Raw genomic sequence first — 12824 nt, 5'->3', positions numbered from 1 at the left:
TATTATTTACTTACAAAGGAGTTGGTTGCTTGTTTGACCGTTACGAAGCCGGTGAGCGAGCGGTACTTGTTCATATCAACTTCACGCAAAAGGGTGAGTGGGATGATCTCAGCGAGTGTGAAATGCTGGTTTCTTCTGCTGGAGTGTCGACACTGCAAATTATTACTGGCAGCCGTCAAACTCCACACCCTAAATATTATGTCGGTGAGGGCAAAGCCCAAGAGATAGCGCATGCGGTTCAACTTGTTGAAGCGGATGTGGTGATCTTCAACCACGCCCTTTCTCCTGCCCAAGAACGTAATCTTGAACAACTATGCCAATGTCGAGTGATTGACCGTACTGGCCTCATCCTCGATATTTTTGCCCAACGAGCACGAACCCATGAAGGGAAGTTGCAAGTAGAGCTGGCACAATTACGCCACATCTCTACGCGATTAATTCGTGGTTGGACGCACCTTGAGCGACAAAAAGGCGGTATAGGCTTACGTGGACCTGGTGAAACGCAGCTAGAAACCGACAGACGTTTATTGCGTGAACGTATTAAAGCGATATTACGCCGCTTAGAGAAAGTCGCTAAGCAGCGAGAACAAGGACGCCGAGCTCGAAATCGAGCTGAGATTCCCACCATATCGCTAGTGGGTTATACCAATGCGGGGAAATCAACGTTATTTAATCGCATTACTGAAGCTGGGGTTTATGCAGCCGATCAACTGTTTGCTACCCTAGATCCTACCTTGCGGAAAATCGAATTGGCGGACGTTGGTACTGCCGTTCTCGCTGACACCGTAGGATTTATTCGTCATCTGCCGCACGATTTAGTTGCAGCATTTAAAGCCACGTTACAAGAAACTCAAGAAGCTGACATTTTGTTACATGTTGTTGATGCCAGTGATGAGCGTTTTCGTGAGAATATCAAAGCCGTCCATGATGTATTAGAAGAGATTGACGCCCATGAGGTGCCAACGCTTGTCGTCATGAACAAGATCGATAATCTAGAAGGCCAACAACCTCGCATCGAAAAAGATGATGAGGGAATACCGAGAACCGTGTGGTTATCAGCCATGGATGGACAAGGTATTGACCTGCTTTTCGAAGCATTGACAGAGCGATTAGCGAGTCAAGTCATTCAATATCAATTGTGTATTCCACCACTGCACCAAGGTCGCATTCGTAGTGCATTTTCACAAATGAAATGTATTCAACAAGAAGAATATGATCCAGATGGTAATTTGTTGATTAACATTCGTATGCAGCAAGTTGATTGGTTTAGACTAGAAAAAAGAGAAGAAGCAGTTTTGCGTGACTTTATAGTTACTTAAAGGACTGCTACAGTATAACGTCATATCAAATGATGGAGCTTTCTAATGGCGTGGAATGAGCCCGGTAATAACAACGGCAACAATGGCCGCGATAATGACCCTTGGGGTAATAATCGTGGTGACAAAAATAAAGGTGGCCGTGATCAAGGACCGCCAGATTTGGATGAGGTTTTCAATAAACTGAGCCAGAAACTGGGCGGACGATTTGGTAAGAAAGGCGGTAAAGGCCCTTCATTCTCTGGTGGTAGCGCAATTGGCTTTGGAGTCATTGCTGCAATCGCAGTTGCGGTGTGGTTCTTTTCTGGTTTCTATACGATTGGTGAAGCTGAGCGTGGCGTCGTGCTGCGTTTAGGTAAGTATGATCGCATCGTTGATCCAGGTTTGAACTGGCGTCCTCGCTTTGTTGATGAGGTGACGGCCGTTAACGTACAAGCGATTCGCTCACTACGTGCATCGGGTTTGATGCTAACCAAAGATGAAAACGTGGTCACTGTTGGCATGGATGTACAATATCGCGTGTCTGATCCATACAAGTACTTGTATCGTGTGACTAATGCTGACGATAGCTTACGCCAAGCAACTGACTCAGCATTACGTGCCGTGGTTGGTGATTCTTTGATGGACAGTATCTTAACCAGTGGCCGTCAGCAAATTCGTCAAAGTACCCAAACGACCTTGAATCAAATCATTGATAGCTATGATATGGGCTTAATGATTGTCGATGTCAACTTCCAGTCGGCTCGTCCGCCAGAGCAAGTGAAAGATGCGTTCGATGATGCGATTGCGGCGCGAGAAGATGAAGAGCGTTTCATTCGTGAATCTGAAGCGTATAAGAACGAAATTCTGCCTAAAGCAACAGGCCGAGCAGAACGTTTGAAGAAAGAAGCGCAAGGTTATACAGAACGCACGATTAACGAAGCATTGGGTCAAGTGGCACAGTTTGAAAAACTGCTCCCTGAGTATCAAGCCGCACCAGATGTGACACGTAATCGTCTCTACCTAGATACCATGGAAGAAGTGTATTCAAACACATCTAAAGTGCTAATTGATTCAGAATCTAGTGGCAATATGCTTTATCTACCGTTGGATCGAATTACAGGCCAAGACAGTAAGAATGACACCAAACGTCAAGATAAATCATCATCAACCTATGATCAGATAGAGCTTGATTCACCAACCAGCAGTGATACAGGTAATACACCGTCTCGCTCTAGCAATACACGTCAAGGGAGATACTAGTAATGCGTAAGTTAATGATCCCAGTATTAGTGATTGCACTGGTATTGATGTTGATGTCGCTGTTTGTGATTCCTGAAGGTGAGCGCGGTATTGTTGTCCGTTTCGGTCGTATTCTGAAAGATAACAATGAAATTGCTCGAATCTACGAACCGGGTTTGCATTTTAAAATGCCACTGTTTGATCGAGTAAGAACGTTAGATGCGCGCATCCAAACAATGGATGGCCGCTCTGACCGTTTCGTGACTTCAGAGAAAAAAGATGTGATCATCGATACCTATGTCAAATGGCGTATTGAAGACTTTGGTCAATACTACTTGGCAACGGGTGGTGGCAATGCATTGACGGCACAAGCACTGTTAGAGCGTAAAGTGACAGACATTCTTCGTTCTGAAATCGGTTCTCGTGAAATCAAACAAATTGTTTCAGGCCCACGTAATAAAGATGTCTTGCCGGAAAGTGCTGATGATGAAGTCGTCACGACTGAGGCTGCGAAACAAGCATTGGAAATCGATGGTCAGCGTGACCAAGTGATGGAAAATGTGTTGGAAGATACACGTAAAGGCGCACTGAAAGATTTAGGCGTGAGAGTGGTTGATTTCCGTATTAAGAAAATCAACCTCCCAGATGAGATCAGTGAGTCTATCTATCGTCGTATGCGTGCTGAACGTGAGTCAGTAGCTCGTAAACACCGCTCTCAAGGTCGTGAAAAAGCCGAAGTCATTCGCGCTCAAGCTGAACTTGAAGTGGCGACTATCTTAGCGGAAGCGGATAAAACGGCTCGCGTAACTCGCGGTGATGCTGATGCTAAAGCAGCGAAGATTTACTCAGATGTGTACAGTAAAGATCCTGAGTTTTACGGGTTCTTACGTTCGCTGAAAGCCTATGAGAAATCATTTAGCGAGAAGAGTGATATCTTGGTGCTTGATCCTAAGAGTGATTTCTTCAAGTACATGAATAACACCAAAGGTTTGACAACGAAATAATTGACCGTTGTTTATTCAAAGGCTCCTTCAGGGAGCCTTTGTCGTTTATTGGCTTTAAGAGAGAAGGCACTATGTCGAATTCAATCTGGCTTGCTGTGGGGCTGGTGTTAATTGCAGAAGGTATTGGACCGTTAATCGCCCCTAATGGCTGGAGAAAGATGGTGGCAGAGCTCAGCCAGCAGCCCGATCATCAACTGCGCCGCATCGGTGGTTGTGGGGGCATCATTGCGTACTACTTCGCACGATAGTGATGCACAATAGCGCGGTAACCGATTTATTATTATCAGTTTATTACTATCACTATCAATAGTGAGGTGGTGGAGTCTCTTCTGATGGATCCGCTAAATGTGAGGCATCCATATTTTTGACTTTACCAGCCACATATTTCATTTGGTCTTGCATTTTCGTCAGCATGAGCTGCTGTGTTGATAATGCTTGATTGAGTTCATCAATGGTTTGTTCTTGAAAAGCAAGTTGGCATTCCAAGTCACTAACACGCTGTTCTAATTGCTGAATATACTTATCGTTCATAACTAATCGTCGAGTTTCCAAGCTTGAGCAATACCTGCAGAGCTTCCGGTAATAATTCGTTGCTGATGATCAAAGGCCGCATCATACACCACCGCAGTGGGTGGGCGAGCATCTTTTAGCGGTTCTACTTCGAATCCTTGCTGTTTTTTACCACTTTGAGTATCCCAAACCGCGACTTGGCTTGAAGGATTCCCTGTCACAAGCAACCTGCCATCATCGGAAAAACGCGCCGTAGAGAAAATCAATTGTCGTGAAAAACTGCGCAATTTCGCCTGTTCCTTACCCGAGGAGAGATCCCAAATAATGGATTGATTACCACCATCGGAGGTAAAGGCTAATTTTCCCTCTCGCTGCAGCGCTACTCGATTCACCCGCTGCTCATGTTCAAACGATCGTAAAATTTGCCCACTTTGCGTATCCCAAAGGTAGGCAAAATAATCATTACCTCCCGTCAGAGCAAAGCGGCCATTGGGCGATAGGGCGACAGAATTCACTTTTTCTCGATGAGCAAGGAACTCTAGTCGACGTCCAGTGACTAAATCGACGTAAATCGCTTTACCATTGGATAAACCGAGTAGAACTTGTTTCCCGTTATTGGCAATGTCAATGTCTCGGATCAGCCCATCGGAGATGGACCACAAACCTTGAGCTTGTGTCCAACCTAAGTCCCATACGGCAAAGTTAATTTGGCTAGCGGTCACGGCAAAACGGCCATTATCGGAGAGTCGAATATGGGAAACGGTATTGGCTTGTGGGTCTTGAGGTCCCAATTCGGCTAAGGTTTTGTTTTGTTCAAGATCCCATAGAACGAGTTGTCTTTGTTTGGAATAGAGTAGCGCAAAACGACCATCGCGGCTTAAACCGAAACTGGTCGAACCGTTTGGTTCTATATCCCAACGTTGTACATCGCTGTTAGAGAAAAAACAGCCATTTAACATCAAGATGACAATGCAACCTAGGATTGAATGAGAAATTATTCGCATCAAGTCTAATTATCCGCTTTGAGTGTAAAGACAATCTATCAACATATCGCTATATTGGTACAACTCTGTTTAGCGCACCAGTTTTTCACTGAAATTTGTGCGTAATAACAAAAGGTTTGCCTACAAATTGGAGAAATAAATGAAATCATTGTTTAAAGTGTCACTGCTTGCGGCAACCGTCATGCTTGCAGTTGGCTGCCAGAAAGATGAAGCCCCGAAAACTGAAGCAGCACCTGCAGCAGAACAAGTACAAACGGAAGCGGGAAAAACGGTTCACTTTAAAACAGAAGATGACAAAGCGGCTTACGCGATTGGCGTCTCTTTTGCAAATTACCTCAGCACCAGCATTGAAAAACCAGCCGAAATTGGTATCAATCTGAATAAAGATCTGGTTCTAAAAGGGATTGAACATGTCTTCGCGGGCAATGCTGAGTTGAGTGAAGAAGAGACACGCGCAGCGCTAGAAGCTCTAGATAAACGCGTTTCTGAAACCATGCAAGCGAAAGCCGCTGAAAAAGCGGCTGCTGCTGAAAAAGCTGGTGACGAATTCCGCGCTGAATTTGAAAAACAAGATGGCGTAAAGAAAACTGAATCTGGTTTACTGTACCAAGTACTGACACCAGCAAAAGGTGAGTCACCAAAAGAGACCGATACTGTTCAAGTTCATTACAAAGGGACACTGGCTGACGGTACTCAATTTGATAGCTCGTATGATCGTGGTGAGCCAGCGACATTCCCACTCAATCGGGTTATTCCTGGTTGGACAGAAGGTGTGCAACTGATGCAAGTGGGAGCAAAATACAAGTTTGTTATCCCGCCGCAACTGGCTTACGGCGAGCAAGATACGCCGACTATTCCAGCAAACTCAACACTTGTGTTTGAAGTGGAGTTACTAAAAATTGATAACGGTAGCGATGCGGCTAAATAATATCAGCCATTGTTGAACCGTTGTAACCAGCTCAAAGGCCTGATGAATCAGGCCTTTTCTGTCTCTAACGACTCACTAATTAGTTGTTCTAAATCACTTGTTAGTGACTTAACAGAGTTTTCGATTAAAATTTTCTGATAAACTTACGTCAATTTGTTGATTTTTCGCTCTAAGGCTAGATAACAGTGACAACGACAGAAACTCTAAACGCGGATATGTTGCTTGAAATGGAATCCGTGCACGTGATGCCATTTAGTGATCACGATAAAATCATTCTTCGATCTTATGAAGCTGTGGTTGACGGTATCGCCAGCCTGATTGGTCCTTTTTGTGAGATCGTTCTGCACTCATTGGAAGATCTCAATACCTCGGCGATTAAAATTGCCAATGGTGAAAACACGGGACGTCAAGTGGGTTCCCCGATCACCGATCTTGCACTGCGTATGTTGAAAGATATTGAAGGATCGGAGCGTAACTTCTCACGATCGTATTTCTCTCGCGCCAAGGGTGGTGTGTTGATGAAATCGATTACGGTCGCGATTCGTAATGGTGATAACCGAGTCATTGGCTTACTTTGTATCAACGTCAATTTAGATGCTCCGTTCTCACAAGTTCTGCAATCATTCATGCCGACTCAGGAAGCTCAGGAAGCCGCCTCATCGGTTAACTTTGCCAGTGATGTTGAAGAGCTGGTGGATCAGACGGTAGAGCGTACAATTGAAGAGATCAACGCCGATAAATCAGTGTCTAACAATACCAAGAATCGTCAGATTGTGATGGAGTTGTACGACAAAGGCATTTTTGACATCAAAGATGCGATTAACCGCGTAGCTGATCGGCTCAATATCTCTAAACATACTGTCTATCTCTACATTCGCCAACGCAAGACCGGAGATGAATGTTAGTGGAGCCAGTATTGAGTTACACATTATTGGTCAATGGCTCAGTGTATGGCACACAGGCAGCGCGTAGTGCTTATCTGTTTGCCTGTGCATTGCTAGAAAAAGGGCATTCACTCAAGCAAGTATTTTTTTATCAAGATGGTGTTTTCAATGGCTCTGCGATCACCGCGCCTGCGAACGATGAGTTTGATCTTGTGAAAGCATGGCAGAAGCTGTCTACTGAACATCATGTACGCTTAGAAACCTGTGTTGCTGCAGCGTTACGTCGTGGCATTATCAGTGAAAATGAAGCTCAGCAACACCAGCTCACTGCGCATAATTTGGCACAAGGTTTTGCACAAACTGGGTTAGGAAGCTTAGCTGAAGCGTTATTAACTCAAGATCGAGTGGTACAGTTTTGAAAAAAATCGGTTTTGTTTTTCATTCTTCGCCTCATTCTAGTTCGGCTGGAAGAGAAGGGCTGGATGCTGTACTGGCAGCCTCTGCCTATTGTGATGCGATCTCGCTCTTTTTTGTTGGGCTTGGCGTGACGCAAATCGTCGCCAACCAATCACCGCAACAACTGCTTAGCCGTGATTACATCAGTGCGTTTAAACTGCTTGAGTTATACGATATTGAACACCTTTATCTGTGTGAGCAAAGCGTTGAAGAGTTGGGGTTAGCATCGGCTCAATGGGTCATTGATGTTGAAAAAAAATCGCCTCAGCAAATCGCTCAGTTACTTCACGAGTGCGATCAAGTACTAACGTTCTAAGGTGTACCTATGCTGCATATTGTAAAAGACACGGCAAAACTGGCCTTAGCGCAGCGTTATTGTTTGGCTGAGGATAGTATTATCTTGGTTGAAGAAGCGGTTTATATGAGTAACCCTAGTGCGGGCTCTTTTTTACTACTCAACGATCTGAACAGGGTTTATGTCTTACTTGAGGATCTCTGCGCGCGTGGGGTGCAGGATCTCTGCTCAGTACAAATTACCAAAGTGGATTTCTCTGGTTTGGTTGAACTTACTACTAACTATGAAAAATCAATCACTTGGTAGATTTTCTTATCGCTATTACCCCTCTATTACCCACCCTTTACTTATGGTGGTTAAAAAAGATCTGTATATTTCTTGACACACCTCTCACTGCTGCATAGAATTTTGCGTCCCTATTTGTACTAAGTGCACTAGGGACTAGATTTTTCACAAAGCTTACTTTAAGTAAATTCAGGAGCTAGTTAATGGCAACTATTAACCAGTTGGTCCGCAATCCTCGTGTAAAGCAAGTTGTTAAAAGCAACGTGCCAGCACTAGAAGCGTGCCCACAAAAACGTGGTGTATGTACACGTGTTTACACTACTACACCTAAAAAACCTAACTCAGCACTTCGTAAAGTATGTCGTGTTCGTCTAACGAACGGCTTCGAAGTGACTTCGTACATCGGCGGTGAAGGTCACAACCTTCAAGAGCACTCAGTTGTTCTTATCCGTGGCGGTCGTGTAAAAGACCTTCCAGGTGTGCGTTACCACACAATCCGTGGTGCACTTGACTGTGCAGGCGTAAACGACCGTAAACAAGCTCGTTCTAAATACGGTGTGAAACGTCCTAAATCTTAATGGATTTCCGTTAAGTAAGGCCAAACACTAAATTATTTAATTTTTGAAGAAACTGAAAAGTTTTGGATAACCTGAAAAAGACAACGGAGAATATCCATGCCACGTCGTCGCGTTATTGGTCAGCGTAAGATCCTTCCAGATCCAAAGTTCAAGTCTGAACTGCTGGCAAAATTCGTTAACATTCTTATGGTTGACGGTAAAAAATCTACTGCAGAGAAAATTGTTTACACTGCACTAGACACTATGGCTGAGAAATCTGGCAAAGGTCACTTAGCTGTATTTGAAGAAGCTCTTGAAAACGTACGTCCAGCGGTCGAAGTTAAATCTCGCCGCGTGGGTGGTTCAACTTACCAAGTGCCAGTAGAAGTACGTCCGGTTCGCCGTAACGCACTTGCTATGCGTTGGGTAGTTGATGCTGCGCGTAAGCGTGGTGAAAAATCTATGGCTGCTCGCCTAGCTGCTGAAATGCTAGACGCGTCAGAAAATAAAGGTACTGCTGTTAAGAAACGTGAAGACGTTCACCGTATGGCAGAAGCGAACAAAGCATTCGCTCATTACCGCTGGTAATACCTTCTGTGCTGCGAGGTTCTCTCGCAGCACATTTTCATACTCTAAGGATTACCTTAGTAAGAGGATACAATCGTGGCTCGGAAAACTCCTATTGAGCGCTACCGCAACATCGGTATCTGTGCTCACGTAGATGCAGGTAAAACAACCACTACTGAGCGTATTCTGTTCTACACTGGCCTTTCTCACAAAATCGGCGAAGTTCACGATGGTGCTGCAACCATGGACTGGATGGAGCAGGAGCAAGAACGTGGTATCACTATCACTTCTGCTGCTACGACAACCTTCTGGCGTGGTATGGAAGCACAGTTCCAAGATCATCGCGTAAACATCATTGATACCCCAGGACACGTTGACTTTACAATTGAAGTAGAGCGTTCACTTCGTGTGCTTGATGGTGCTGTGGTTGTATTCTGTGGCTCATCTGGTGTTGAACCCCAGTCTGAAACTGTATGGCGTCAAGCTGACAAATACGGTGTTCCTCGCATGGTGTTCGTTAATAAAATGGACCGTGCTGGCGCAGACTTTTTACGCGTTGTAAACCAAATTAAACATCGTCTTGGTGCGACTCCTGTTCCTATTCAATTAAATATTGGTGCGGAAGAAGAGTTCAAAGGTGTCATCGACCTTATCAAGATGAAAGCCATCAACTGGAATGAAGCCGATCAAGGCATGACGTTTACTTACGAAGACATTCCAGAAGATATGCTTGAGTTGGCCGAAGAATGGCACAACAACCTAGTAGAAGCGGCAGCGGAAGCTAGTGAAGAGTTAATGGAAAAGTATCTTGAAGACGGCGAGCTGACAGAAGCGGAAATCAAACAAGCGCTACGGACTCGTACCATTAACAATGAAATCGTATTGGCCACTTGTGGTAGTGCCTTTAAAAATAAAGGCGTACAAGCGGTATTGGATGCGGTTGTTGAATATTTGCCTTCACCGGTAGATGTACCAGCCATTAAAGGCGTGGATGAAAACGAGAACGAAGTAGAACGTCACGCTGACGACAACGAACCTTTCTCGGCACTTGCATTTAAGATTGCCACTGACCCATTTGTTGGGACATTGACTTTCATGCGTGTTTACTCTGGTGTGGTGAACTCTGGCGATGCCGTTTACAACTCAGTGAAACAGAAAAAAGAACGTTTTGGTCGTATCGTACAGATGCATGCCAACAAACGTGAAGAGATTAAAGAAGTTCGTGCTGGCGATATTGCGGCTGCGATCGGCTTAAAAGATGTCACGACAGGCGATACGCTATGTAACCCAGACCACAAAGTGGTTCTTGAGCGCATGGAATTCCCTGAGCCAGTGATTCAAATTGCGGTAGAGCCTCGCTCTAAAGCTGACCAAGAAAAAATGGGTATTGCGCTAGGTAAACTAGCGGCGGAAGACCCATCTTTCCGTGTCGAAACCGATAAGGAAACAGGTCAAACGTTGATCTCTGGTATGGGTGAGCTTCACCTAGACATCATTGTTGATCGCATGAAGCGTGAGTTCAGTGTGGACTGTAACGTTGGTAAACCACAAGTGGCTTACCGCGAAACTATCCGTGGAAAAGCGGAAGTAGAAGGCAAGTTCGTTCGTCAATCTGGTGGTCGTGGTCAATATGGTCACGTTTGGCTTAAGATTGAACCTGCGGAACTCGGTGAAGGCTTTGTCTTTGTCGACGAAATCGTTGGTGGTGTGATTCCTAAGGAATACATCAGCTCGGTTGCGAAAGGTATCGAAGAGCAAATGAACAACGGTGTGTTAGCTGGTTATCCGATTCTGGATGTGAAAGCGACATTATTCGATGGTTCATATCATGATGTCGACTCAAGCGAGATGGCGTTTAAGATTGCTGGTTCGATGGCGTTCAAGAAAGGTGCTTTAGAAGCGCAGCCTGTTCTTCTTGAACCAATGATGAAAGTTGAAGTAACTACTCCAGAAGATTGGATGGGTGATGTTGTGGGTGACTTAAACCGTCGTCGCGGCATGATTGAAGGTATGGATGAAGGCCATGCAGGCCTTAAGATTATCCATGCTAGAGTCCCTCTATCGGAAATGTTTGGTTATGCAACAGACTTACGATCTGCCACTCAGGGTCGCGCCTCTTACTCCATGGAGTTTGCAGAGTACGCTGATGTGCCAAAAAATGTTGCAGAAGCAATCATTGCAGAACGTGGTTAACTGTTATTTGTTTAATAACGAATCTATTGCGCTGATGAGAGTTGGCGCATAAAATAGCAATTTCTGGCGCGTCTTGAGCTATATGTGACTCAAGACGAATCATAACTAGGAAGGAACACGATCGTGTCTAAAGCAAAATTTGAACGTACGAAACCGCACGTAAACGTTGGTACTATCGGCCACGTTGACCACGGTAAAACAACTCTAACTGCTGCTATCTGTACTACACTTGCAAAAGTGTACGGTGGTGAAGCGAAAGACTTCGCATCTATCGATAACGCTCCAGAAGAGCGCGAGCGCGGTATTACAATCAATACTTCTCACGTAGAGTACGATACACCAGCACGCCACTACGCACACGTAGACTGCCCAGGACACGCTGACTATGTTAAAAACATGATCACAGGTGCTGCGCAAATGGACGGCGGTATCCTAGTTGTTGCTGCAACAGATGGCCCAATGCCACAAACTCGTGAGCACATCCTACTTGGTCGCCAAGTTGGTATTCCTTACATCATCGTATTCATGAACAAATGTGACATGGTTGATGATGAAGAGCTTCTAGAGCTAGTAGAAATGGAAGTTCGTGAGCTTCTATCTGAGTACGATTTCCCAGGTGATGACCTACCAGTTATCCAAGGTTCTGCACTAGGCGCACTAAACGGCGAAGAGCAGTGGGAAGCGAAAATCATTGAACTTGCTGAAGCGCTAGACACTTACATTCCAGAGCCTGAGCGTGCAGTAGACCAAGCATTCCTACTACCAATCGAAGACGTATTCTCAATCCAAGGTCGTGGTACAGTAGTAACTGGCCGTATCGAGCGCGGTATCCTACGTGTAGGTGATGAAGTTGCGATCATTGGTATCAAAGACACAATCACAACGACTTGTACAGGTGTTGAGATGTTCCGTAAGCTGCTTGACGAAGGTCGTGCAGGTGAGAACGTTGGTGCACTTCTACGTGGTACTAAGCGTGATGAAGTAGAACGTGGTCAAGTACTAGCGAAACCAGGTTCAATCACTCCACACACTAAGTTCGAGTCAGAAGTGTATGTACTGTCTAAAGATGAAGGCGGCCGTCATACACCGTTCTTCAAAGGCTACCGTCCACAGTTCTACTTCCGTACAACGGACGTAACAGGCGATATCTCTCTACCAGAAGGCGTAGAGATGGTAATGCCAGGTGACAACATCCAAATGGTTGTAGAGCTAATCGCTCCAATCGCGATGGATGAAGGTCTACGTTTCGCGATCCGTGAAGGCGGTCGTACAGTAGGTGCTGGTGTTGTTGCTAAAGTTATCGCTTAATTTTCGATAATTTATGCACACACTGCATTAAAAAGGGAAGCTTAGGCCTGTCTCTTGATCACAAGTCTGGTGAATCAAGAGACTTAGCCAGTTCATACCCTTCAAGGATGGTTTGTAACCTAAACCATCCTTGCCATAATGTCTTTATAGAAGCACGACCCGTTCGCTTTGTATTCTTCCAACCCCCTAATCGAGCAATACCTCTGTAAGCCCATGATATGTCCGGAGCTTCCTTCGGTAGCCCTTTTCTTTCTAGCTTTAGCCACATTAGCTTCCATGCTTTGCCTTTTAATATC

At 45.0% G+C, this 12824-nt stretch carries 16 protein-coding genes; 13 read left to right on the top strand and 3 right to left on the bottom strand.

Annotated features, from left to right (window positions below; genetic code table 11):
- Positions 1-29: 29 nt before the first annotated feature.
- The 4 genes from hflX (at position 30) to B9J84_RS06060 (ending at position 3789) form a co-directional block, all read left to right on the top strand.
- A complete protein-coding gene (gene hflX / locus B9J84_RS06075) occupies positions 30-1319 on the top strand; it encodes a ribosome rescue GTPase HflX (protein ID WP_010318941.1) in 1290 nt (429 codons plus the stop codon).
- Between the two features lie 45 nt (positions 1320-1364).
- Positions 1365-2558 (top strand): FtsH protease activity modulator HflK, encoded by a 1194-nt coding sequence (gene hflK / locus B9J84_RS06070; protein ID WP_013857930.1) that lies wholly within the window; start codon positions 1365-1367, stop codon positions 2556-2558.
- 2 nt (positions 2559-2560) lie between these two features.
- Positions 2561-3541: a protease modulator HflC gene (hflC, locus tag B9J84_RS06065; RefSeq protein ID WP_013857929.1), complete on the top strand. Its 981-nt coding sequence runs from the start codon at positions 2561-2563 to the stop codon at positions 3539-3541.
- Between the two features lie 71 nt (positions 3542-3612).
- Positions 3613-3789, top strand: a complete 177-nt coding sequence (locus B9J84_RS06060) for a DUF2065 domain-containing protein (RefSeq protein ID WP_094123756.1) — start codon at positions 3613-3615, stop codon at positions 3787-3789.
- 55 nt (positions 3790-3844) lie between these two features.
- Here the strand turns inward: B9J84_RS06060 and B9J84_RS06055 are convergent, their stop codons facing one another.
- Both B9J84_RS06055 and B9J84_RS06050 read right to left on the bottom strand, forming a co-directional pair.
- Positions 3845-4072: a SlyX family protein gene (locus B9J84_RS06055; protein ID WP_010318937.1), complete on the bottom strand. Its 228-nt coding sequence runs from the start codon at positions 4070-4072 to the stop codon at positions 3845-3847.
- A 2-nt stretch (positions 4073-4074) separates the two neighbouring features.
- The gene (locus B9J84_RS06050) at positions 4075-5055 is read right to left on the bottom strand and encodes a WD40 repeat domain-containing protein (protein ID WP_026027456.1); all 981 of its coding nucleotides are present in this window, start codon (positions 5053-5055) and stop codon (positions 4075-4077) included.
- A gap of 139 nt (positions 5056-5194) precedes the next feature.
- Here B9J84_RS06050 and fkpA point away from each other — a divergent pair, with 139 nt between their 5' ends.
- From fkpA to tuf, 9 genes are all read left to right on the top strand, one after another.
- Positions 5195-5983, top strand: coding sequence for an FKBP-type peptidyl-prolyl cis-trans isomerase (gene fkpA, locus B9J84_RS06045; RefSeq protein ID WP_010318935.1), 789 nt, complete (start codon positions 5195-5197; stop codon positions 5981-5983).
- 185 nt (positions 5984-6168) lie between these two features.
- Complete coding sequence (locus B9J84_RS06040; protein ID WP_013857924.1) at positions 6169-6888, top strand: transcriptional regulator; 720 nt, start codon at positions 6169-6171, stop codon at positions 6886-6888.
- On the top strand, positions 6882-7286 hold the full coding sequence (gene tusD, locus B9J84_RS06035; RefSeq protein WP_010318933.1) for a sulfurtransferase complex subunit TusD: 405 nt from the start codon (positions 6882-6884) through the stop codon (positions 7284-7286). Before B9J84_RS06040 ends, tusD begins: the two co-directional genes overlap by 7 nt.
- Complete coding sequence (gene tusC / locus B9J84_RS06030; RefSeq protein WP_013857923.1) at positions 7283-7639, top strand: sulfurtransferase complex subunit TusC; 357 nt, start codon at positions 7283-7285, stop codon at positions 7637-7639. Before tusD ends, tusC begins: the two co-directional genes overlap by 4 nt.
- 9 nt (positions 7640-7648) lie before the next feature.
- Positions 7649-7924, top strand: coding sequence for a sulfurtransferase complex subunit TusB (gene tusB, locus B9J84_RS06025; protein WP_017048284.1), 276 nt, complete (start codon positions 7649-7651; stop codon positions 7922-7924).
- A gap of 182 nt (positions 7925-8106) precedes the next feature.
- Complete coding sequence (gene rpsL, locus B9J84_RS06020) at positions 8107-8481, top strand: 30S ribosomal protein S12 (RefSeq protein ID WP_010318930.1); 375 nt, start codon at positions 8107-8109, stop codon at positions 8479-8481.
- Between the two features lie 96 nt (positions 8482-8577).
- Entirely contained in the window at positions 8578-9048 is a 471-nt protein-coding gene (rpsG, locus tag B9J84_RS06015; RefSeq protein ID WP_013857921.1) for a 30S ribosomal protein S7, read from the top strand.
- Between the two features lie 75 nt (positions 9049-9123).
- Positions 9124-11220, top strand: coding sequence for an elongation factor G (gene fusA / locus B9J84_RS06010; RefSeq protein WP_010318928.1), 2097 nt, complete (start codon positions 9124-9126; stop codon positions 11218-11220).
- Positions 11221-11343: 123 nt separating this feature from the next.
- Positions 11344-12528: an elongation factor Tu gene (tuf, locus tag B9J84_RS06005; RefSeq protein ID WP_013857920.1), complete on the top strand. Its 1185-nt coding sequence runs from the start codon at positions 11344-11346 to the stop codon at positions 12526-12528.
- Between the two features lie 58 nt (positions 12529-12586).
- On the opposite strand, the gene B9J84_RS06000 is transcribed toward tuf, so the two are convergent.
- Positions 12587-12824: IS4 family transposase (locus tag B9J84_RS06000; RefSeq protein ID WP_272925450.1), on the bottom strand; the 238-nt coding region annotated here is incomplete at its 5' end.

The organism is Vibrio sp. V03_P4A6T147, assembly GCF_002241085.1.
Taxonomy (GTDB): Bacteria; Pseudomonadota; Gammaproteobacteria; order Enterobacterales; family Vibrionaceae; genus Vibrio; species Vibrio anguillarum.
This window is presented reverse-complemented; position numbering and strand designations above follow the sequence as displayed.

Bases quoted from the DNA above. Each gene is read 5' to 3' on its own strand.
- rpsG (WP_013857921.1), top strand. From the start codon at position 8,578: ATGCCACGTCGTCGCGTTATTGGTCAGCGTAAGATCCTTCCAGATCCA.
- B9J84_RS06060 (WP_094123756.1), top strand. From the start codon at position 3,613: ATGTCGAATTCAATCTGGCTTGCTGTGGGGCTGGTGTTAATTGCAGAA.
- B9J84_RS06050 (WP_026027456.1), bottom strand. From the start codon at position 5,055: ATGCGAATAATTTCTCATTCAATCCTAGGTTGCATTGTCATCTTGATG.
- tusB (WP_017048284.1), top strand. From the start codon at position 7,649: ATGCTGCATATTGTAAAAGACACGGCAAAACTGGCCTTAGCGCAGCGT.
- hflK (WP_013857930.1), top strand. From the start codon at position 1,365: ATGGCGTGGAATGAGCCCGGTAATAACAACGGCAACAATGGCCGCGAT.
- tusD (WP_010318933.1), top strand. From the start codon at position 6,882: ATGTTAGTGGAGCCAGTATTGAGTTACACATTATTGGTCAATGGCTCA.
- hflC (WP_013857929.1), top strand. From the start codon at position 2,561: ATGCGTAAGTTAATGATCCCAGTATTAGTGATTGCACTGGTATTGATG.
- fkpA (WP_010318935.1), top strand. From the start codon at position 5,195: ATGAAATCATTGTTTAAAGTGTCACTGCTTGCGGCAACCGTCATGCTT.
- rpsL (WP_010318930.1), top strand. From the start codon at position 8,107: ATGGCAACTATTAACCAGTTGGTCCGCAATCCTCGTGTAAAGCAAGTT.
- B9J84_RS06055 (WP_010318937.1), bottom strand. From the start codon at position 4,072: ATGAACGATAAGTATATTCAGCAATTAGAACAGCGTGTTAGTGACTTG.